Source organism: Bacillus sp. TE9106W, assembly GCF_054062215.1.
The window spans coordinates 74,809-93,476 of record NZ_JBSSFA010000015.1; the positions used below are offsets into that span (position 1 = coordinate 74,809).

21 protein-coding genes and 2 riboswitches are annotated in these 18,668 nt (G+C 36.6%); of the genes, 19 read left to right on the forward strand and 2 right to left on the reverse strand.

Translation table 11 applies throughout. The annotated features are described in order from the left end of the window. Nucleotides 1–10 precede the first annotated feature (10 nt). From leuB to ACVWY7_RS22445, 15 genes are all read left to right on the forward strand, one after another. Entirely contained in the window at nt 11–1,075 is a 1,065-nt protein-coding gene (leuB, locus tag ACVWY7_RS22375; RefSeq protein WP_144507416.1) for a 3-isopropylmalate dehydrogenase, read from the forward strand. Beyond that, nucleotides 1,075–2,469 carry a 3-isopropylmalate dehydratase large subunit gene (gene leuC / locus ACVWY7_RS22380; RefSeq protein ID WP_456523978.1) on the forward strand — a complete coding sequence of 465 codons (1,395 nt, stop codon included), beginning with the start codon at nt 1,075–1,077 and terminating at the stop codon, nt 2,467–2,469. The genes leuB and leuC overlap by 1 nt, the downstream gene beginning before the upstream one ends. Beyond that, nucleotides 2,447–3,028: a 3-isopropylmalate dehydratase small subunit gene (gene leuD / locus ACVWY7_RS22385; RefSeq protein WP_456523979.1), complete on the forward strand. Its 582-nt coding sequence runs from the start codon at nt 2,447–2,449 to the stop codon at nt 3,026–3,028. Before leuC ends, leuD begins: the two co-directional genes overlap by 23 nt. Before the next feature lie 310 nt (nt 3,029–3,338). Continuing rightward, nucleotides 3,339–4,601: an ATP phosphoribosyltransferase regulatory subunit gene (gene hisZ, locus ACVWY7_RS22390; protein ID WP_144507423.1), complete on the forward strand. Its 1,263-nt coding sequence runs from the start codon at nt 3,339–3,341 to the stop codon at nt 4,599–4,601. Beyond that, the gene (gene hisG, locus ACVWY7_RS22395; RefSeq protein ID WP_001244471.1) at nt 4,577–5,212 is read left to right on the forward strand and encodes an ATP phosphoribosyltransferase; all 636 of its coding nucleotides are present in this window, start codon (nt 4,577–4,579) and stop codon (nt 5,210–5,212) included. Before hisZ ends, hisG begins: the two co-directional genes overlap by 25 nt. Nucleotides 5,213–5,223: 11 nt before the next feature. Then, nucleotides 5,224–6,513, forward strand: coding sequence for a histidinol dehydrogenase (gene hisD, locus ACVWY7_RS22400; protein ID WP_000406992.1), 1,290 nt, complete (start codon nt 5,224–5,226; stop codon nt 6,511–6,513). Next, nucleotides 6,513–7,097 (forward strand): imidazoleglycerol-phosphate dehydratase HisB, encoded by a 585-nt coding sequence (hisB, locus tag ACVWY7_RS22405; RefSeq protein WP_001206629.1) that lies wholly within the window; start codon nt 6,513–6,515, stop codon nt 7,095–7,097. The genes hisD and hisB overlap by 1 nt, the downstream gene beginning before the upstream one ends. Continuing rightward, nucleotides 7,098–7,727 (forward strand): imidazole glycerol phosphate synthase subunit HisH, encoded by a 630-nt coding sequence (hisH, locus tag ACVWY7_RS22410; RefSeq protein WP_017560828.1) that lies wholly within the window; start codon nt 7,098–7,100, stop codon nt 7,725–7,727. It begins immediately after the preceding gene. Continuing rightward, a complete protein-coding gene (gene hisA, locus ACVWY7_RS22415; RefSeq protein WP_000402283.1) occupies nt 7,700–8,419 on the forward strand; it encodes a 1-(5-phosphoribosyl)-5-[(5-phosphoribosylamino)methylideneamino]imidazole-4-carboxamide isomerase in 720 nt (239 codons plus the stop codon). The genes hisH and hisA overlap by 28 nt, the downstream gene beginning before the upstream one ends. Continuing rightward, nucleotides 8,413–9,171: an imidazoleglycerol phosphate synthase cyclase subunit gene (gene hisF / locus ACVWY7_RS22420; protein ID WP_017560826.1), complete on the forward strand. Its 759-nt coding sequence runs from the start codon at nt 8,413–8,415 to the stop codon at nt 9,169–9,171. The genes hisA and hisF overlap by 7 nt, the downstream gene beginning before the upstream one ends. Next, a complete protein-coding gene (gene hisI, locus ACVWY7_RS22425; RefSeq protein WP_000803978.1) occupies nt 9,168–9,473 on the forward strand; it encodes a phosphoribosyl-AMP cyclohydrolase in 306 nt (101 codons plus the stop codon). Before hisF ends, hisI (ACVWY7_RS22425) begins: the two co-directional genes overlap by 4 nt. 10 nt (nt 9,474–9,483) lie before the next feature. Continuing rightward, the gene (gene hisI, locus ACVWY7_RS22430) at nt 9,484–9,807 is read left to right on the forward strand and encodes a phosphoribosyl-ATP pyrophosphatase (protein WP_000432050.1); all 324 of its coding nucleotides are present in this window, start codon (nt 9,484–9,486) and stop codon (nt 9,805–9,807) included. 11 nt (nt 9,808–9,818) lie between these two features. Continuing rightward, nucleotides 9,819–10,835, forward strand: a complete 1,017-nt coding sequence (locus tag ACVWY7_RS22435) for a histidinol phosphate phosphatase domain-containing protein (RefSeq protein ID WP_105989053.1) — start codon at nt 9,819–9,821, stop codon at nt 10,833–10,835. 67 nt (nt 10,836–10,902) lie between these two features. Next, entirely contained in the window at nt 10,903–11,070 is a 168-nt protein-coding gene (locus ACVWY7_RS22440) for a YozQ family protein (protein WP_001118888.1), read from the forward strand. A 146-nt stretch (nt 11,071–11,216) separates the two neighbouring features. Continuing rightward, nucleotides 11,217–12,188 (forward strand): NAD(P)-dependent oxidoreductase, encoded by a 972-nt coding sequence (locus tag ACVWY7_RS22445; RefSeq protein WP_456523980.1) that lies wholly within the window; start codon nt 11,217–11,219, stop codon nt 12,186–12,188. Nucleotides 12,189–12,220: 32 nt separating this feature from the next. Here the strand turns inward: ACVWY7_RS22445 and pssA are convergent, their stop codons facing one another. Together pssA and ACVWY7_RS22455 are read right to left on the reverse strand one after the other, a co-directional pair. Continuing rightward, nucleotides 12,221–12,922, reverse strand: coding sequence for a CDP-diacylglycerol--serine O-phosphatidyltransferase (pssA, locus tag ACVWY7_RS22450; RefSeq protein ID WP_000285422.1), 702 nt, complete (start codon nt 12,920–12,922; stop codon nt 12,221–12,223). Nucleotides 12,923–13,103: 181 nt separating this feature from the next. Beyond that, complete coding sequence (locus ACVWY7_RS22455; RefSeq protein WP_000941718.1) at nt 13,104–14,990, reverse strand: LTA synthase family protein; 1,887 nt, start codon at nt 14,988–14,990, stop codon at nt 13,104–13,106. A gap of 254 nt (nt 14,991–15,244) precedes the next feature. Here ACVWY7_RS22455 and ACVWY7_RS22460 point away from each other — a divergent pair, with 254 nt between their 5' ends. The 4 genes from ACVWY7_RS22460 to cysH all read left to right on the forward strand — a co-directional run bounded on the left by ACVWY7_RS22460 (nt 15,245) and on the right by cysH (nt 18,640). Next, nucleotides 15,245–15,640 (forward strand): DUF3888 domain-containing protein, encoded by a 396-nt coding sequence (locus ACVWY7_RS22460; protein WP_001228840.1) that lies wholly within the window; start codon nt 15,245–15,247, stop codon nt 15,638–15,640. Nucleotides 15,641–15,729: 89 nt separating this feature from the next. Then, nucleotides 15,730–15,911, forward strand: a riboswitch (Lysine riboswitch). A 180-nt stretch (nt 15,912–16,091) separates the two neighbouring features. Continuing rightward, nucleotides 16,092–17,408, forward strand: a complete 1,317-nt coding sequence (lysA, locus tag ACVWY7_RS22465) for a diaminopimelate decarboxylase (protein ID WP_456523981.1) — start codon at nt 16,092–16,094, stop codon at nt 17,406–17,408. Nucleotides 17,409–17,524: 116 nt separating this feature from the next. Beyond that, nucleotides 17,525–17,633: riboswitch (SAM riboswitch) on the forward strand. Nucleotides 17,634–17,705: 72 nt separating this feature from the next. Next, nucleotides 17,706–17,849: a YezD family protein gene (locus ACVWY7_RS22470; protein WP_000116165.1), complete on the forward strand. Its 144-nt coding sequence runs from the start codon at nt 17,706–17,708 to the stop codon at nt 17,847–17,849. Between the two features lie 86 nt (nt 17,850–17,935). Beyond that, complete coding sequence (gene cysH, locus ACVWY7_RS22475; RefSeq protein ID WP_000958992.1) at nt 17,936–18,640, forward strand: phosphoadenylyl-sulfate reductase; 705 nt, start codon at nt 17,936–17,938, stop codon at nt 18,638–18,640. The last annotated feature ends 28 nt before the right edge of the window (nt 18,641–18,668 follow it).

Genomic DNA, 18,668 nt, shown 5'->3' on the forward strand with positions numbered 1-18,668 from the left:
AGTGTTGAAATTGGAAAAACGTATCGTTTGTTTAGCTGGTGATGGTGTTGGCCCAGAAGTTATGGAAAGTGCGAAGGAAGTATTGCATATGGTAGAGAGGCTATATGGACATCATTTTCATTTGCAAGATGAGCATTTTGGTGGTGTTGCTATCGATTTAACGGGGCAGCCATTACCACAACGAACACTTGCAGCTTGTTTAGCAAGTGATGCGGTTTTACTAGGCGCAGTTGGTGGACCAAGGTGGGATGGTGCGAAAGAAAGACCAGAGAAAGGATTATTAGCTTTAAGAAAAGGGCTTGGTGTATTTGCGAACGTTCGCCCTGTCACGGTAGAAAGTGCAACGGCACATTTATCACCATTAAAAAAGGCTGATGAAATTGATTTCGTTGTCGTTCGTGAATTAACAGGTGGAATTTATTTTTCTTATCCGAAAGAACGAACGGACGAAGTAGCAACAGATACACTTACGTATCATCGCCATGAAATTGAACGTATCGTTTCTTACGCCTTTCAATTAGCGAGTAAGCGGAAGAAAAAAGTAACATCTATTGATAAGGCGAATGTTTTAGAATCTAGTAAACTATGGAGAACTGTAACAGAAGAAGTAGCACTTCGTTATCCAGATGTTGAACTAGAACATATTTTAGTAGATGCGGCCGCTATGGAGCTAATTCGGAATCCAGGACGGTTTGATGTAATTGTAACAGAAAATTTATTTGGGGATATTTTAAGTGACGAAGCTTCCGTATTAGCTGGATCATTAGGGATGCTTCCGTCAGCAAGTCACGCGGAAAAGGGTCCTTCCTTATATGAGCCTATTCACGGATCGGCACCGGATATTGCCGGGAAAAATAAGGCGAATCCAATTGCTATGATGCGCTCTGTTGCCATGATGCTTGGGCAATCGTTTGGATTAACGAGGGAAGGGTGTGCAATTGAAGAAGCGATTTCAGCAGTCCTTAAATCAGGAAAATGTACAGCAGATATCGGGGGGACTGAAACGACAACTTCATTTACAAAAGCAGTTATGCAAGAAATGGAAGAGCAAGCGCTAGTAGGGAGAGGAAAATAATGGGGCAAAGGTTGCTAGATAAGCTTTGGGAAAGACACGTAGTTACGACCAACGAAAGTGGATTGGATTTATTATATATCGATCTGCATCTTGTTCATGAAGTAACGTCACCGCAAGCCTTTGAAGGCTTGCGGCTTACAAATCGAAAGGTACGCAGACCAGATTTAACATTCGCAACGATGGATCATAATATTCCAACGAAAGATGTTTGGAATATTACTGATCGCATTGCGAAGCAGCAACTAGATACACTTCGGGCAAACTGTAAACAATTTCAGGTGCCGTTAGCGGATATCGGAGATGAAGAGCAAGGGATCGTTCATGTTATCGGACCAGAACTTGGGCTCACGCAGCCAGGAAAAACAATTGTTTGTGGTGATAGTCATACAGCAACGCACGGTGCGTTTGGCGCGCTAGCATTTGGCATTGGTACGAGTGAAGTGGAACATGTATTGGCAACGCAAACGTTGTGGCAAAGAAAACCGAAAGCGATGGGAATTGAGTTAAAAGGAAAATTACAGAAAGGCGTTTACGCAAAAGATATTATTTTGCATCTCCTTTCAAAGTACGGTGTAGCAGTTGGAACTGGATACGTAATGGAATTTTACGGAGAGACGATTGGGACCATGGAGATGGAAGAGAGAATGACGCTTTGTAATATGGCGATTGAAGGAGGAGCAAAAGCGGGTATTATCGCACCGGATGAAAAAACATTTGCTTATGTAAAAGGACGTAAATATGCACCGAGAGACTATGAAACTTTCGAGAAGAAATGGTTTGAACTGTATACAGATGCAGATGCAATTTATGATTTACATATTTCGATAGATGTTACGGATTTAGCGCCGTACGTTACGTGGGGAACGAACCCGAGTATGGGAGTTCGTATTGATGAGAAATTGCCAGAAAAGCATGATGTAAATGACGAAAGAGCATTCTCTTATATGGGATTAATCCCTGGACAAAGTACGTATGACATTCCAGTTCAGCATGTCTTCATTGGATCTTGTACAAATTCTAGATTATCTGATTTAGAAATTGCTGCATCTGTTGTGAAAGGGAGAAAGGTAAAAGAAGGTGTGCGAGCACTCGTTGTACCTGGATCGAAAAGAGTAAGGGATGCGGCGATGCAAAAAGGACTACATCACATATTTGAAGAAGCTGGATTTGAATGGAGAGAACCTGGATGTTCCATGTGTCTTGGAATGAATCCAGATCAAGTACCTGAAGGAGAGCATTGTGCTTCAACTTCAAATCGTAATTTTGAAGGAAGACAAGGAAAAGGAGCACGAACGCATTTAGTTAGCCCAGCAATGGCGGCAGCAGCTGCGTTATATGGTCATTTTGTTGATATTAGAAAGGAGAGTTATGATGGAGCCATTTCGTATTCATAAAGGTACTGCCGCAGTACTAATGAATGATAACATTGATACGGATCAAATTATTCCGAAGCAATATTTAAAGAGAATTGAAAGAACTGGGTTTGGAAAGTTTTTATTTGATGAGTGGCGATATGATAATGAGCGACACGAAAACCCTAATTTCCCACTAAATGCACCAGATAGAAAAGGGGCAAGTATATTAATTACAGGTAATAATTTTGGATGTGGTTCTTCAAGAGAACATGCACCTTGGGCACTTGCTGATTATGGTTTCCGCGTAATTATCGCCGGAGGATTTGCAGATATTTTTTATATGAATTGTATGAAAAATGGTATGTTACCAATTGTAATGGATAAAGAAATGCGAGAGAAGCTTGTCAAAACGGATGCGAGAGAACAAATAGAAGTAGATTTAGAGAATGAAGTCATTACAACGAGTACCCACAGATTCCATTTTATAATCGAGAAAATGTGGAAAGAGAAATTATTAAATGGTTTAGATGAAATTAGTATTACAATGCAATATGAACAAGAAATAAAAGAGTATGAAAGAAGGGTAGCTGCATATTGAGATATGACGGAATATTTAAAATGTATTTACATTCAGAATTATGTGTTATATACTATGTAAAAATTAGAGGAGAAAGGGAGTAAGTATTATGAATATCATGCAATCTATTAAAATGCTTACACAACTACATCATCATACGTAAAGCCCTTGAACCTAGCGTGAAAACGTGTAGGTGCAAGGGTTATTCCCGTTGTACCTACACGCTACGAAAGAGCCTTGTAGGTATATTTTATCTACAAGGCTCTTTTTATTTTCGGTTTAGATGCATGAAATAAGCATACATTAGAAAAGGAAAGGTGTGAGAATTTAGATGACAAAATGGAAACGGGCAAATCCAAATGGAACGAGAGATTATTTATTTGAAGAGTGTACGTTAATTGAAGAAGTGGAGCAAAAATTAAGGCGTACTTTTTTAGAGAGAGGTTATGAAGAAATAAGAACACCAACAATTGAATTTTATGATGTGTTCGCCTTTCAAAGCAGGCCGATAGATGAAGAAAAGATGTATAAATTTTTTGATGAAAAGGGACGGATTATCGTATTGCGTCCAGATATGACAATTCCTTTAGCGAGAGTGACGGGAACGCAGAGGTGTGATACGCCACTTAAAGTGACGTATAGCGGAAATGTATTTCGAGCGAATGAGTCTCTTGCTGGAAAATATAATGAGATTGTACAAAGTGGTATTGAAATTATCGGTATTGATAATGTAAGAGCTGAAATTGAATGTGTTATAAGCGTCATTCAATCACTTCAAAAGTTGAAGGTGCAATCTTTTACAATCGAGATTGGGCAAGTACAGTTATATAAATGTATTGTCAAAAAGCTCTCCATTCATGAGGAAGAAGAGAAAATTCTTAGAACATATATTGAAAGTAAAAATTATGCCGCTTTATCCAATTTTATTAGAGATAAGAAATTAGATCGATGTGATGAAACAGTAAAGTTACTGGAGAAATTACCGAGGTTATTTGGGAATTTAGAAGTGATTGAGGAAGCAGAAAAACTCGCCTCAAGTAATGAAATGAAAATGGCTATTACAAGAGTAAAGGAAATATATGAAGCAATTGAAAAACTAGGCTATGGATCTTACATATCAATTGATTTAGGAATGATTCAACATTTGGACTATTATACAGGCGTTATTTTCAAAGGGTATATATATGAAATTGGAGAAGAAATTGTTAGTGGAGGAAGATATGATGAGTTAATTGGAAATTTTGGAGAAATGTTACCGGCTGTTGGACTCGCGGTGCAAGTTAATCAAATTGTAAAGGCGCTGCAAGAGCAGCAAGAGCCATATGAACGAAAGAGAATAGATATTATGATTCATTACGAGTTAAATAGATTAGCAGAAGCGGAACGATTACGAAATTTACTTCAAAAGGACGGGAAAAAAGTAGCGCTATCTTTATTCTCTAATTTAAATGATACTTTTCAATTTGCTAGAAAAAATCAAATCGTAACGGTCGTTGAGGCAAAGAACGAATCATTAGTGGAATATGTATGGAAAGAGAAATGGGTCGTCCAGAAAGAAGGAGAAACTTCATGCGTAACATTCAAATTGCGTTAACGAAAGGGAGATTAGAAAAACATGTGATTCCGCTCTTTGAGCAAATTGGAATTGATTGTTCAGAGCTCAAAAATAAAGGAAGAAAACTTGTCTTTCAAAGTAAAAATACGGATATCTCATTTATTTTAGTGAAAGCAGTAGATGTTGCTACTTATGTAGAACATGGAGTAGCGGATATCGGAGTCGTTGGAAAAGATATTTTAATGGAAAACGAGAAAGATATTTATGAAATGTTAGATTTAGGAGTAGGCGTGTGTAAGTTTTGTGTCGCTTCTATTCCTACGTATAATCCGAAGAGCTACCGGAAGAAATGCATTGCGACGAAATATCCACATATTACTTCTAACTATTTTCATAATAAAGGAGAGGATGTAGAAATTATTAAAATAGAAGGTTCTGTAGAAATTGCTCCTATTCTTGGATTGGCAGATGCGATTGTTGATATTGTTGAAACAGGAAAAACATTACAAGAAAATGGACTCATTGTATTTGAGGAAATGTATTCTATATCTGCTCGAATGATTGTAAATAAGGCTGCCTTAAAAACTAAAAAAGACGAAATATTCAGTATTATAAATATGATGGAGCAAGAAATTTTGTCAGGAAAATAGGGGGACTTGTAATGGAGATAGTTTGCGAGGATTTTCAAAAGGCGTTAACGAAAATAAAACTGTTACGAGAAAACGCTAATATAATAGAAGAAACTGTTCAAAGAAGTGTCAGGGAAATCGTTCAGAACGTAAGAGAGAGTAGAGATGAGGCGTTATCTTTCTATACAAAAAAGTTTGATGGTGTAGAGATTAAAGATGTTCGTGTAAGTGAAGAAGAAATAAAACAAGCGAGTATGTTTGTAGAGAGTTCATTTTTAGAAGCGTTACAAGAGGCGAAGAAAAACATTATTTCGTACCATGAAAAGCAAAAAAGACAATCGATGTTTGATTGCACGAGTAAAGGCATCATAAGGGGACAAATCATTCGGCCGTTAGAAAATATAGGGGTATATGTGCCAGGCGGAACTGCTTCGTATCCTTCGTCAGTATTAATGAATGTATTGCCAGCAAAGCTCGCGGGTGTGAAAAAGATTGTAATGGTAACACCGCCAAGAGCAGGAGGAATTGATCCGCATATTTTAGTTGCTGCAAGCCTTGCAGGAGTAGATGAAATTTATATGATAGGTGGTGCGCAAGCAATTGCTGCTTTAGCATACGGGACGGAATCGATTCCGAAAGTGGATAAAATAGTTGGACCAGGAAATTTGTACGTCGCTCTAGCGAAACGAGAAGTATACGGAATAGTAAATATCGATATGATTGCTGGACCGTCAGAAATAGTAGTTATTGCTGATGAAACTGGCAATGCAAAATATATTGCTGCTGATTTATTATCACAAGCAGAACATGATGAGAGAGCGACAGCAATTTGTATTACAACGAATATAGAATTAGCAAAAGAAGTAGAAAAAGAGATAGAAAGGCAGTTAGAAACATTACCAAGAAGCGAAATTGCACGTGAATCAATAAATAGAAATGGAGCCATTTTTATCGTTCCTTCTATAGATGAGGCACTACAGTTATCGAATGAAATCGCCCCGGAACATTTAGAGTTACATATAAAAGAACCGATGAATGCTCTAGCTTATGTGAAACATGCAGGATCTATCTTTCTTGGACCGTATGCACCAGAACCGCTCGGTGATTATTTAGCGGGACCGAATCACGTATTACCGACAAGTGGAACGGCAAGGTTTTTCTCGCCGTTATCAGTCGATGATTTCGTGAAAAAATCAAGTTTTCTATCTTATACGGAGGAAGCATTAAGAGATGTAAAACATCATATTGTAGAACTTGCCAATAAAGAAGGGCTACATGCGCATGCGAGAGCAATTCAAATAAGATTTGGGGAGGAAGAATAATGCGGGAGTTTAGTCAAATACGTGAGACGACAGAAACAAAAATAAAATTAAGTTTGCAGCTTGATGAAGGAAAGAACGTTTCTGTACAAACGGGAGTTGGTTTTTTTGATCATATGCTAACTTTATTTGCAAGGCATGGAAGATTCGGTTTGCAAGTGGAGGCGGAAGGCGATGTATTCGTTGATGCGCATCATACAGTTGAAGATGTTGGGATTGTACTCGGAAATTGTTTAAAAGAAGCATTGCAAAATAAAGAGGGGATTAACCGTTACGGCTCGGCATATGTGCCGATGGACGAATCTTTAGGCTTTGTCGCAATTGATATTAGTGGGCGCTCATATATTGTATTTCAAGGAGAATTAACGAATCCGAAACTTGGGGATTTTGATACAGAACTAACAGAAGAATTTTTTAGAGCAGTTGCTCATGCCGCTAATATTACATTACATGCTCGTATTTTATATGGAAGCAATACACATCACAAAATTGAAGCATTATTTAAAGCGTTTGGTAGAGCGCTTAGAGAAGCAGTCGAAAGAAATGCCCACATTACTGGTGTAAATTCAACGAAAGGGATGTTGTAATTGATTGCCATTATAGATTATGGAATGGGAAATATTCGTAGTGTAGAACAAGCATTAAAATACATTGGAGCAGCGTACATCGTAACGAGTGATAAAGAAGAGATTTTTAGAAGTGATGGAGTGATTTTACCAGGAGTAGGTGCATTTCCAAAAGCGATGGATATATTGGAAGAAAAAGATTTAGTTCGTGTGTTACAAGAAATTGGGCGTTCAAGAAAACCACTTCTAGGCATTTGCTTAGGAATGCAGCTTTTATTTGAAAAAAGTGAGGAACTCCAAGATTGTAACGGATTAAGTTTATTGCCAGGTGTTATTCGAAAGTTAAAAGTTCCTTATAAAATTCCTCATATGGGATGGAATGAGTTAAAGAAAGAAGGAGAAATAGCGCTTTGGAATGGAGTAGAGGACGGTTCTTTCGTATATTATGTCCACTCTTATTACGCAGATTGTCCAAATGAAATTGTGTGTGGAATAAGTGATTATGGAGTGAAAGTACCTGGTTTTGTAGCAAAAGGAAATATATATGGTGCGCAGTTTCATCCTGAAAAAAGTGGTGACATTGGCATGCAAATGTTGAAAAATTTTAAAGGAGTGGTAGAAACATGGAAATCTTCCCAGCTATCGATTTAAAAGAAGGGCGATGCGTTAGACTGTATCAAGGAGAGTTTAGTAAAGAAACTGTAATGAATGAGGATCCGGTTGCGCAAGCGATTATATTTGAAAAATTTGGAGCGAAAAGGTTGCACATTGTTGATTTAGATGGAGCAGTTGCTGGCGAGTCGTTAAACTTGTCCGTCATTGAAAGAATTTGCAAGGCAGTACGTATTCCTGTGCAAGTTGGAGGAGGAATTCGATCACTTGTAGCGGTAGAGAAGTTATTTTCAGTAGGGGTAGATAAAGTGATTTTAGGAACAGCTGCTCTTTATGATAAGACATTTTTAGAAGAAGCAGTTCTTCTATATAAAGAAAAAATCATCGTTGGAATTGATGCGAAAAATGGTTTCGTAGCAACGAGAGGTTGGCTTGATGTGTCTGAAATTTCTTACATTGATTTAGCAAAGCAAATGGAGAATATAGGTGTTCAAACAATTGTATTTACAGACATTTCGAAAGACGGGACACTTGCAGGGCCGAATATAGAGCAATTGGAGTTACTACAAAAAAGCGTTGCTATTCGTCTTATTGCTTCTGGAGGAGTTGCATCTATACAAGATGTGAAAAAGTTAAATGATATGAACATATACGGCGTCATAATTGGTAAGGCTCTTTACGAGAAAACGATTGATTTAGAAGAAGTGCTAGAGGTAACAAAGTTATGTTAGCGAAACGCATTATTCCATGTCTAGATGTGAAAGAAGGGCGAGTCGTAAAGGGGGTAAATTTTATAGGGTTACAAGATGTCGGTGATCCTGTTGAAATAGCAGCTTTATATAATGATGCGGGAGCAGATGAAATAGTATTTTTAGATATTACGGCAACGCATGAAGGACGAAAAACAATTATAGATGTTGTAGAAAAAACGGCTTCAAAAGTATTTATTCCTCTTACAGTTGGCGGAGGAATTTCAAGTGTGAAAGATATGTACAATTTACTAAGAGCGGGAGCAGATAAAGTTTCAATTAACTCAGCAGCAGTGCGAAATCCAAAATTAATCGAAGAAGGGGCACAGCACTTTGGTTCACAATGTATTGTCGTAGCAATTGATGCTAGAAAAGTAGCAGAAGGTAAGTGGAATGTATATGTGAACGGCGGAAGAGTTGATACGGGAATGGATGCAATTGGATGGGCAAAGCGCGTTGTTATGCTTGGTGCCGGCGAAATTTTGTTAACGAGTATGGATGCAGATGGAACGAAAAACGGATATGACCTTCGTTTAACAGAAGAAATTTCAAAAAGTGTTTCCGTACCAGTCATCGCGTCGGGTGGATGTGGTCATGCTGATCACATTATAGAAGTGTTTCAAAAGACAACAGTAGATGCAGCGTTAGCGGCATCAATCTTTCATTACGGTGAGGCGACAATAGGGGACGTAAAGAGAAAATTAAGAAATGCAAACGTCGAGGTGCGGTTATGAAACCTAACTTTTCAAAAGGACTATTACCGGCAGTTGTAATTGAAGAAGGTACAAAAGAAGTTTTAATGCTAGCTTATATGAATGAAGAAGCATATGAAAAAACGCTAAAAACGAAAAGAACATGGTTTTATTCTCGCTCAAGAAGGTCGTTATGGAATAAAGGGGAAACATCCGGACATGTCCAACATGTGCAATCGCTTTATTTAGATTGTGATCAAGATGCAATCGTTGTTTTCGTAAAACAAGTAGGACCTGCTTGCCATACGGGAGAAAAAACATGTTTTCATTACAAAATTATATAGGGGGATACATATGGAAAATACCTTCAAATTACTATTCGAAACAATTGAAGAACGAAAGAGAAATCCACTTCCTGAATCATATACAAATTATTTGTTTTCAAAAGGAGAAGATAAAATTTTAAAGAAAATTGGTGAGGAATGTTCCGAAGTAATCATCGCATCTAAAAATAATGATAAAGAAGAGCTAGTAAAAGAAATGGTTGATGTATTGTATCACTGCTTCGTGTTATTAGCCGAAAAAAATATACCATTAGAAGATATTATGGAGGAAGTGACAGAAAGAAATGGGAAGCTTTCAAGAGTAGGGGACAGAAGAGAAATAGATACATTATAGGGGGAATAGGTATGAAAGTGGATTATCACATTCATTTAGAAGAAGGGCCATATTCAATAGGATGGCTAGCTAAAATAAATGAAGCACTGCAACATTATGAACCGCTAAAAGAAGAAAAACATTCTATGGAATGGCTTGTGAAAACACAAGAACGCCTGCAAAGACGTGTGAATGAAGGGCCATTTACAACGAAATGGATTGATTTATATTTAGAAGAAGCTTTGCGAAAAGGGATAAAAGAAGTTGGTATTGTCGATCATTTATACCGTTTTTATGAAGCGAAAGAATACTATGAAAAATATGTTGATATTAGTGATTCAGGGCTTGGATGTTTACAAAAGGAATGGTTAGACCAAGTAAGGATAGCTTCAATACATGATTTTACAAAGGCAATTGAAGAGGCGAAAGAACGGTGGAGTAAAAGAGGTGTTACGCTTAAACTTGGAATTGAAGCGGATTATTTTATTGGTGGTGAACAAGAATTACAATCTTTACTCGCATTAGGAGACTTTGATTATGTAATTGGTTCTGTTCATTTTTTAAATGGCTGGGGATTTGATAATCCAGATACGAAAGAATATTTCAAGGAACATGACTTATACTCTTTATATGATACGTTTTTCAAAACGGTTGAGTGCGCAGTTCGTTCTGAGTTATTTGATATTATTGCTCATCTTGACAACATAAAAGTATTTAATTATCGGTTAGATGAGAATGAACAACTTTCTTATTACAAGGAAATTGCGCGTGCATTAGTAGAAACAAATACGGCAACGGAAATAAATGCAGGATTGTATTATCGTTATCCTGTGCGCGAAATGTGCCCGAGTCCGCTCTATTTACAAGTATTAGCTAAACACGAAGTTCCGATTACACTTTCTTCAGATGCTCATTATCCAAACGATTTAGGAAAATATGTGGAAGAGAATGTAAAGACGTTACGTAATCATGATATTTCTCACTTAGCTACATTTACGAAACGAGTCAGAACGATGAGATTACTAGAAGAAGTAACAATTTCAAAATGATCACGATTTTTTGATGAAAACCGTTCTTTTTGTTCAAAATAAGAAAGAATAAAAAGGAGGGTAAGAAATGGCGAAACAACAAAATAAACAAAATGTACAAGGTGTACAGCAACAATCGTATACTTCTGAAACAACGAATACTGCTCAGTCAGTTATTGAGGAGCAAATTAGCGATACAGTTGCAGAAGGAACAATTGATGTGAAGCTCGGAAAAGCATCGCAAGAAAAAGCGTAAAAAGAGGGGAGACTTGCATCTCCTCTTTTTTCATGGAAAAGTGTCGATTTTTAAAACTATAATCAAATTCCTTGGTTTTTATATGTGGATTTCTTACAATGAAAGATAAGAGATATCCTATTTTGTATAGAAGAGGTGTTAGTATAGTGGCAAAAATATTAGTAGCAGGAAAAATTCCCGAAATCGGATTAGAACTATTAAAAGATCATGATGTGGAAATGTACGATAAAGAGGAGTTAATTTCTTTAGATGAATTAACAGAGCGTGTAAAAGATAAAGATGCATTGCTAAGTCTACTTTCTACAAAGGTGACAAAAGAAGTGATTGATGCGGCATCTAATTTGAAGATTGTTGCAAACTACGGTGCTGGTTACGATAATATTGATTACACGTATGCTGGAGAAAAAGGGATTGCGGTAACGAATACACCGAAAGTATCAACGGAAGCGACAGCAGAATTAACATTTGCACTTCTTTTAGCAGCTGCACGTAGAATTCCTGAAGGTGATACGCTATGCCGTACAACGGGATTTAACGGATGGGCACCGTTATTTTTCTTAGGCCGAGAAGTACATGGTAAAACAATTGGAATTATTGGCCTTGGAGAAATCGGAAAGGCAGTTGCAAAACGTGCGAAAGCATTTGGAATGAATATTTTATATACAGGACCAAATCGAAAACCTGAAGCTGAAAGTGAATTGGAAGCAACATATGTAACATTGGAAGAATTATTACAAACAGCAGACTTTATTACAATTAACTCTGCGTATAATCCGAAATTGCATCATATGATTGATGAAGAACAGTTTAAAATGATGAAGAAAACAGCATATATTGTAAATGCTTCACGTGGACCAATTATGCATGAAGCGGCACTTGCTCATGCGTTAAAAACGAATGAAATTGAAGGAGCAGCTCTTGACGTGTTCGAATTTGAGCCGAAAATTACTGAAGAGTTAAAAGGATTAAAGAATGTAGTACTTGCTCCTCACGTAGGAAATGCAACATTTGAAACGCGTGATGCGATGGCTGAAATGGCAGTAAGAAATATTTTAGCTGTATTAAATGGTGAAGAACCTGTAACACCTGTAAATCAAAAAGTATTCGTTACAAAATAAAAAGAAACCTTCCGGAACCGGAAGGTTTCTTTTTATTTTTCTTTATTTGCTCTTTTTGATGGTCTTTGTCTAAGGAATTGAGATAGCATGTACAAAATATATAGTGGAATAGCAATGAATAAGAAAACAGAAAAATTACCGAACCCTGTTTGATACATTGTGATAATGATTCCAACTAAAAATAGTGTAATAATGATGCTATATCGTGGAATTGGTACATCTTTTAAACTTGGGATACGAATGCGGCTCACCATTAAAAATGCGAACGTTACAAATACTGTAATAAGAACGATTTTTGGAATGGTATGTGAAAATAATGTTAAGAAAGCAACAAGCCCTCCCGCTGCTGTAATCGGTACCCCAGTGAAATATTTCATTGAAGTAGAAGATGGTGTTACATTAAATCGTGCTAAACGATATGCTCCGAAAAGAGGGAATAGCCCCGCTATGTATAGTCCGATGATTCCATAATTAGAGAAAGATGTGTAATACATAAGAACAGCAGGTGCTGCACCAAATGTTACGACATCCGCAAGCGAGTCAAGCTCTTTTCCCATTTGTGAATCAACACGTAATAAACGAGCAACACGCCCATCAAGACTATCTAACATCATCCCGATAAGTACTAAAATAGCAGCTGATTTATAATATCCTAAAGATGCATAGCCGATTGACAAGAATCCACTATATAAATTTCCGAGCGTAAATAAGTTTGGAATAGCTGCTCTATACAAAATCTGATCCCTTGCTTTCTGTAATAAATTCTTAATTAGTGTATGAAAGTTTACTTATTTTATCATACCATAAATTTATTCCTCATACGAAAGAAATTCCCAATTTGTGAAAGATTTCATAGAAGAATGATTTGAAAAACAAGTAAAAAAAGAAGCAACTTTTATAAAGCTGCTTCTTTTACTATTCAAATTTCGTTGTCATCGTTCCGGTTTTATACTGATTCGTAGGATCGAAACGTAATAAATCTCCATAAATGAGTTTGTCGGAGAGTTTTAATTCAGTTTTTGCTTTTTCAATATTCGGTTGACATAATGAGATGTCTGCTTCTTCGCCCGTACTTCTTTTATAGCACATGTTTTTTGTATACACATAATCTTCCGAAACGAAGCTACCATCACGCATTACCATAAGTGGATCTTCTTCTTTAATAAATAGGTCAGTTCCAAATTCAACTGATTTATTTGTTTTAATACCAAGTAAATGAAGTAGCGTTGGTTTAATATCAATTTGACCAGACACTTTAGAAATGACTTTTCCTTCTTGGCCAGGTACATGAATAATGAGAGGGACGCGTTGTAATTGCATAGAATCAAATGGTGTAATAGCGTCTTTCCCAAGGAACTGAGCCATAGCTGCGTTATGGTTTTCAGAAATACCGTAATGATCTCCGTAAATGACAATAACAGAGTTGTCATACAGTCCTTCTGCTTTTAATTGTTTAATAAATTGTTTAAGAGCTTCATCCGTATAACGAACGGTTGGGAAGTAACGGTTTACAACGCCACTTTCCGAATTAAACTCATCAACATATTGATCTTCTGGATTTAGAAGAAATGGAAAATGATTTGTTAAAGTAATGAATTTTGTATAGAACGGCTGTGGTAAAGATTTTAACTTTGGAATAGATTGTTCAAAGAACTCCTTATCTTTTAATCCCCAACCGACTGACATTTGTTCTGTGCCTACGTAATCATTTAAATTAAAGTAACGATCATATCCAAGTGCAGGATACATTACATCCCGATTCCAAAACGCTTTATCATTTGAATGGAAGACAGCAGAAGAATATCCGTATTTTTTTAATTGTTCTGGTGTAGCTGTATATTCATTTGTTGCGTGAGTAAAGAATACAGAACCGCGGTCTAACGGATAAAGTGAATTTTCAACGATAAATTCAGCATCAGAAGTTTTACCTTGTCCTGTTTGATGATAAAAGTTATCGAAATAAAAACTATCTTTAATAAATTCGTTTAAAAATGGAGTAATTTCTTTTCCATTTATTTTTTTATTAATAACAAAACTTTGTGTAGATTCCATTGAAATCAAAATGACATTTTTACCTTTTGCAGCTCCAAATAAGTTCTTATCAACTTGCTTATCTTTTGAGTCTGTATAGTTTTTAATTTCAGAGAACCCGTCCCCACTTGCAAATACACGTTCAGCTGAAGATTTTGATTGCAGTGTAATATCAAATAGATGATATGTGTATAAACCTAAATTTTTCACGACAGTTTGACGATCGAATGAGCGTGAGAACATTTGTGGTTTATAAATAACAGAAACAACAATTTGTAGTGCTAATAGAGCTGTTACACCGCTAAAGAAAGTTCGCTTCTCAGAGCGAGAAAGCGGCGTCTTGTCACAAAATGCCGGGAATTTACGTGAAAGAAACATTAAAATAATCGCATCTGCAAATAAAAGTAATGTTTTGTACGTAAAGAGTTCTTTTATACTTGTCCCTAAATCAGCCATATTATTTGTTTGAAATAACACCGGGAACGTAACGAAATCGTTATAAAATCCATAGAACATTGCATTTCCAAATAAAATGAATGATAGTATAAAACTAATCCCAACTATAATGCGGTTTCGGTGTTTAGATGCAAATAAAGCAAAACCGAAAAATAAAAGTAACGCAGCTAGTGGATTAATAAAAAGCATAAATTCTTCAAAGAAATTATCAATTTTAATATCAAATGCTAGCTTGTACACAATATATGTTTTTATCCATAGTAAAACGACCGCAACGAGTGCAAATCGCAGTTTTGGAAACAGACGTTGTAGCATAATATACTCCTCTCCTAAAAAGCATGACAGTTCTTGTGAGCCGATTTGATTAACGCCTCATTTTATATATACGAACAGTCCTTTGTTATTATGTTTATTATACTATGAGTATCATTATACGAAAATAAAAGAGAGTTGTGGACTTTTTTATAATAATTGAGTAGAAAAAGGACAGTAGGAGACAATAAAATGGAGTTTCTATGTATGATTATTATCGTGTGCAGAAAGAATCGTGTAACAATAGGGAGGTTATAATGCGAAAATTATTATATTTTATAGTATGCAGTAGTGTTATACTTTTTGCTTCACCGAGTGTGTCGGTAGCTCAATATGAGGCACCTCTTATGGAAGATGCCCTTTATTCTGTGTTATTCCCGAAAATAAATAAAGCGATTGAAAAACAATATGGGAGCTTGAAGCCGTATCAATGTCCTAAAATTATTAGTTTAAAAAAAGTGTATAGCGGTACATATTTATTTCAAGCGAGTATTGAAGTGACAAAGTATGAACGAGTCGCTGGGAAAATTGCTCCACCATTTGAGAAGGTAACAATTACATTTAATAACGACGAAGGCGAATGGGAAGTGACGAAGGTTTTAGTAAAGCGCTTACCAAATGATACGAAACTAAACTGTAAAAAAACAATATAAAAAATTGTTTGACAAATAAAATGGTCCTTTGGTATTGTTAATAGCAACAATTAGATGTTTGAAAATTAAATAGACTTACCTCATCTACTCTCAAAGGTAGAGGCCGCGATAGGAAAGAGTAAGCTATGGGAGATTGAATGGAATCTGTGATCATAGGTTGAAAGGGACTATTGCCGAAATGTAAGAATAACCATCTTATTCATATATTGGGACTGCATTGAATAAATGTAGTACTGTCATAAGATTTATTTTATGGAGAGCTATTTGGAGATGTTGATGCGGTTTCTTATTTTGAGGAGATAACAACTCGTTTATTTTTTCAATATATATTTTTCCTAATAAGAAACGCGTGTGAACATTGTTCCGCGCGTTTTTTGTCTATCTAAAAGCGTGCTGCAATGAATAGAAGATTGGGGTTATGAGTTTTAGAGGAAATAAGGGAGGAATTCAAATGTATTTACAAGGCACAAGCCGAATCAATGGGCAAGGACACTTAGAAATTGGAGGGTGCGATACGACGCAGCTAGCAAAACAATACGGAACACCGCTTTATGTATACGATGAAGAGTCAATTCGAGGAAAGTGCCGCGCATTTCATCGTGCTTTTAAAGAAAGTGGGTTCTCTTATCAAGTAGCATATGCAAGCAAGGCGTTCTTGTGCATGGAGATGTGCCGAGTAGCTCGTGAAGAGAATATGTCATTAGACGTTGTTTCTGGAGGGGAATTATATACTGCGCTTCAAGCAGGATTTCCGGCATCACGCATTCATTTTCACGGCAATAATAAAACAGAAGAAGAAATCGTGATGGCTCTTCAGGCGAATATTGGTTGTTTTGTTGTAGATAATTTCTTGGAATTAGAAATTTTGCATGATTTAGCAGTGCAACATGGGAAATTTGTGAACATATTAATTCGTGTAACACCTGGAGTAGAGGCGCACACACATGAATATATTACAACAGGTCAAGATGATTCAAAATTTGGATTTGGCGTGTCAAATGGTCAAGCAATGCAGGCGATTGAGCTTGCTTTACAAAAATCAAATTATAACGTGTTAGGGATTCATTCACATATCGGATCACAAATATTTGAAACGGCTGGCTTTGTGCGAGCGATCGAAGTTCTTCATCAATTTTTAGAAGAAGTGAGAGAGCGAACAAACTATGTAGTAAAAGTGCTAAATGTGGGCGGAGGATTTGGAATACGCTACACAGAGTCAGATACACCATTAACTCTTGAGACATACGTGCGAGCTGTAACAAGTGCAGTGAGAGAACAATTTACAGTATGTAATTATCCATTGCCAGAAATATGGGTTGAGCCAGGTCGTAGCATTGTAGGGGATGCTGGAACGACACTTTATACAGTCGGATCTGTGAAAGACATTCCTGGTATTCGGAAATATGTATCAGTGGATGGTGGAATGACTGATAATTTAAGACCTGCTTTATATAACGCTCGTTATGAAGCAATGTTAGCAAATCGAGGGAATGATGAGAATGAGGAGACTGTTTCGATTGCAGGCAAATGTTGTGAGAGCGGAGATATGTTAATTTGGGATATTACTTTACCGAAAGTTGCTTCTGCCGATTTACTAGCGATTTCTTGTACAGGGGCATACGGGTACTCGATGGCGAATAATTATAATCGGATTCGTAGACCAGCTGTCGTCTTCGTGAAAGGTGGTACATCACAAATTGTTGTAGAGCGCGAAACATATGAAAATATTATTGGGAACGATCGCATACGTATTAAAGAACTTGTTTAAGAGAGAAAAAGGAGTTGTTCGGATGGGCAATTCCTTTTTTGTAAAATAAAATAATTAAAATATATCGGAAAACTAGGATTGAAAAAAATCAGAATTGTGATAAAATACAAATACAAAGCTTATCAAGAGAAGCGGAGGGAACTGGCCCGGCGAAGCTCGGCAACCTGCTTATAGAAAGCAAGGTGCTAAATCCAGCAAAATGGAATCCATTTTGAAAGATAAGGTAAAATATATTACCGAACAGTCTTTTCGAAATGGGAAAGATTTTTTTTATGAATAAAAAGGGGGGCTGTTCGCGTGAGCGTACGGGAACATTTTGAGGAAGTATCTGAGAGAATTCAAGCGATGCTTGCTGATATGAAATATGGTTCAATTACAATTGTTGTACAAGATGGAAAAGTCATTCAACTAGAGAAAAGTGAAAAAGTACGTTTAAAGTAAAAAGCGCTGACTAGAAAAACTAGAGGCGGTTTTAACCTATTTCATTAGGTTAAAACCGTCTTTTTGCTTTTACAGGGGGAAAAAACATGTTGACGTATGAAACGTGGGAAGAAAATGATGTTTCATTTTCAGAAGAAGATGAAACGAAAGGCGCGCTATCAGTATTAAGTTGGGCGTATAAAGAATATAAAAGTGAAATTGTATACGCATGTAGCTTCGGAGTGGAAGGGATGGTACTACTGCATCTTATTAACCAAGTAAATCCATCTGCTAAAGTTGTATTTTTGGATACAAACGTACATTTTCAAGAAACGTATGAATTAATTCAAAAAGTGCGGGAACGATTTCCTTCATTGAATATTATAGAAAAACAGCCAAAACTTACACTTGATGAACAAGACAAATTGCATGGTGACAAGCTATGGGAAAGCAATCCTAATCTCTGTTGTAAGATTAGAAAAATTTTACCGTTAGAAGAATCATTAGCGAATGAAAAAGCGTGGATATCAGGGTTGAGGAGAGAACAATCAGAAACGCGTAAGCATACAAAGTTTATAAATCAAGATCATCGTTTTCAATCTATTAAAGTTTGTCCGCTCATTCATTGGACGTGGAAAGAAGTATGGCGATATGTATACAAGCATAGCTTGCCGTATAACCCATTACATGATATTGGATATCCAAGTATTGGGTGTGAGAAGTGTACGTTGCCTGTAGGAGAGGGTGGCGATTCGAGAGATGGTAGATGGGCTGGGAAAGTGAAAACTGAATGTGGTCTTCATTATCAATAAGATGAATCTTGAAATAAAACAAAGAGGA

What these genes read in the sequence shown, in the direction of transcription:
- leuC (WP_456523978.1), top strand. Translation starts at nt 1,075, where the DNA reads ATGGGGCAAAGGTTGCTAGATAAGCTTTGGGAAAGACACGTAGTTACG.
- leuD (WP_456523979.1), top strand. Translation starts at nt 2,447, where the DNA reads ATGGAGCCATTTCGTATTCATAAAGGTACTGCCGCAGTACTAATGAAT.
- hisZ (WP_144507423.1), top strand. Translation starts at nt 3,339, where the DNA reads ATGACAAAATGGAAACGGGCAAATCCAAATGGAACGAGAGATTATTTA.
- hisG (WP_001244471.1), top strand. Translation starts at nt 4,577, where the DNA reads ATGCGTAACATTCAAATTGCGTTAACGAAAGGGAGATTAGAAAAACAT.
- hisD (WP_000406992.1), top strand. Translation starts at nt 5,224, where the DNA reads ATGGAGATAGTTTGCGAGGATTTTCAAAAGGCGTTAACGAAAATAAAA.
- hisB (WP_001206629.1), top strand. Translation starts at nt 6,513, where the DNA reads ATGCGGGAGTTTAGTCAAATACGTGAGACGACAGAAACAAAAATAAAA.
- hisA (WP_000402283.1), top strand. Translation starts at nt 7,700, where the DNA reads ATGGAAATCTTCCCAGCTATCGATTTAAAAGAAGGGCGATGCGTTAGA.
- hisF (WP_017560826.1), top strand. Translation starts at nt 8,413, where the DNA reads ATGTTAGCGAAACGCATTATTCCATGTCTAGATGTGAAAGAAGGGCGA.
- hisI (WP_000803978.1), top strand. Translation starts at nt 9,168, where the DNA reads ATGAAACCTAACTTTTCAAAAGGACTATTACCGGCAGTTGTAATTGAA.
- hisI (WP_000432050.1), top strand. Translation starts at nt 9,484, where the DNA reads ATGGAAAATACCTTCAAATTACTATTCGAAACAATTGAAGAACGAAAG.
- ACVWY7_RS22435 (WP_105989053.1), top strand. Translation starts at nt 9,819, where the DNA reads ATGAAAGTGGATTATCACATTCATTTAGAAGAAGGGCCATATTCAATA.
- ACVWY7_RS22440 (WP_001118888.1), top strand. Translation starts at nt 10,903, where the DNA reads ATGGCGAAACAACAAAATAAACAAAATGTACAAGGTGTACAGCAACAA.
- ACVWY7_RS22455 (WP_000941718.1), bottom strand. Translation starts at nt 14,990, where the DNA reads ATGCTACAACGTCTGTTTCCAAAACTGCGATTTGCACTCGTTGCGGTC.
- ACVWY7_RS22460 (WP_001228840.1), top strand. Translation starts at nt 15,245, where the DNA reads ATGCGAAAATTATTATATTTTATAGTATGCAGTAGTGTTATACTTTTT.
- lysA (WP_456523981.1), top strand. Translation starts at nt 16,092, where the DNA reads ATGTATTTACAAGGCACAAGCCGAATCAATGGGCAAGGACACTTAGAA.
- cysH (WP_000958992.1), top strand. Translation starts at nt 17,936, where the DNA reads ATGTTGACGTATGAAACGTGGGAAGAAAATGATGTTTCATTTTCAGAA.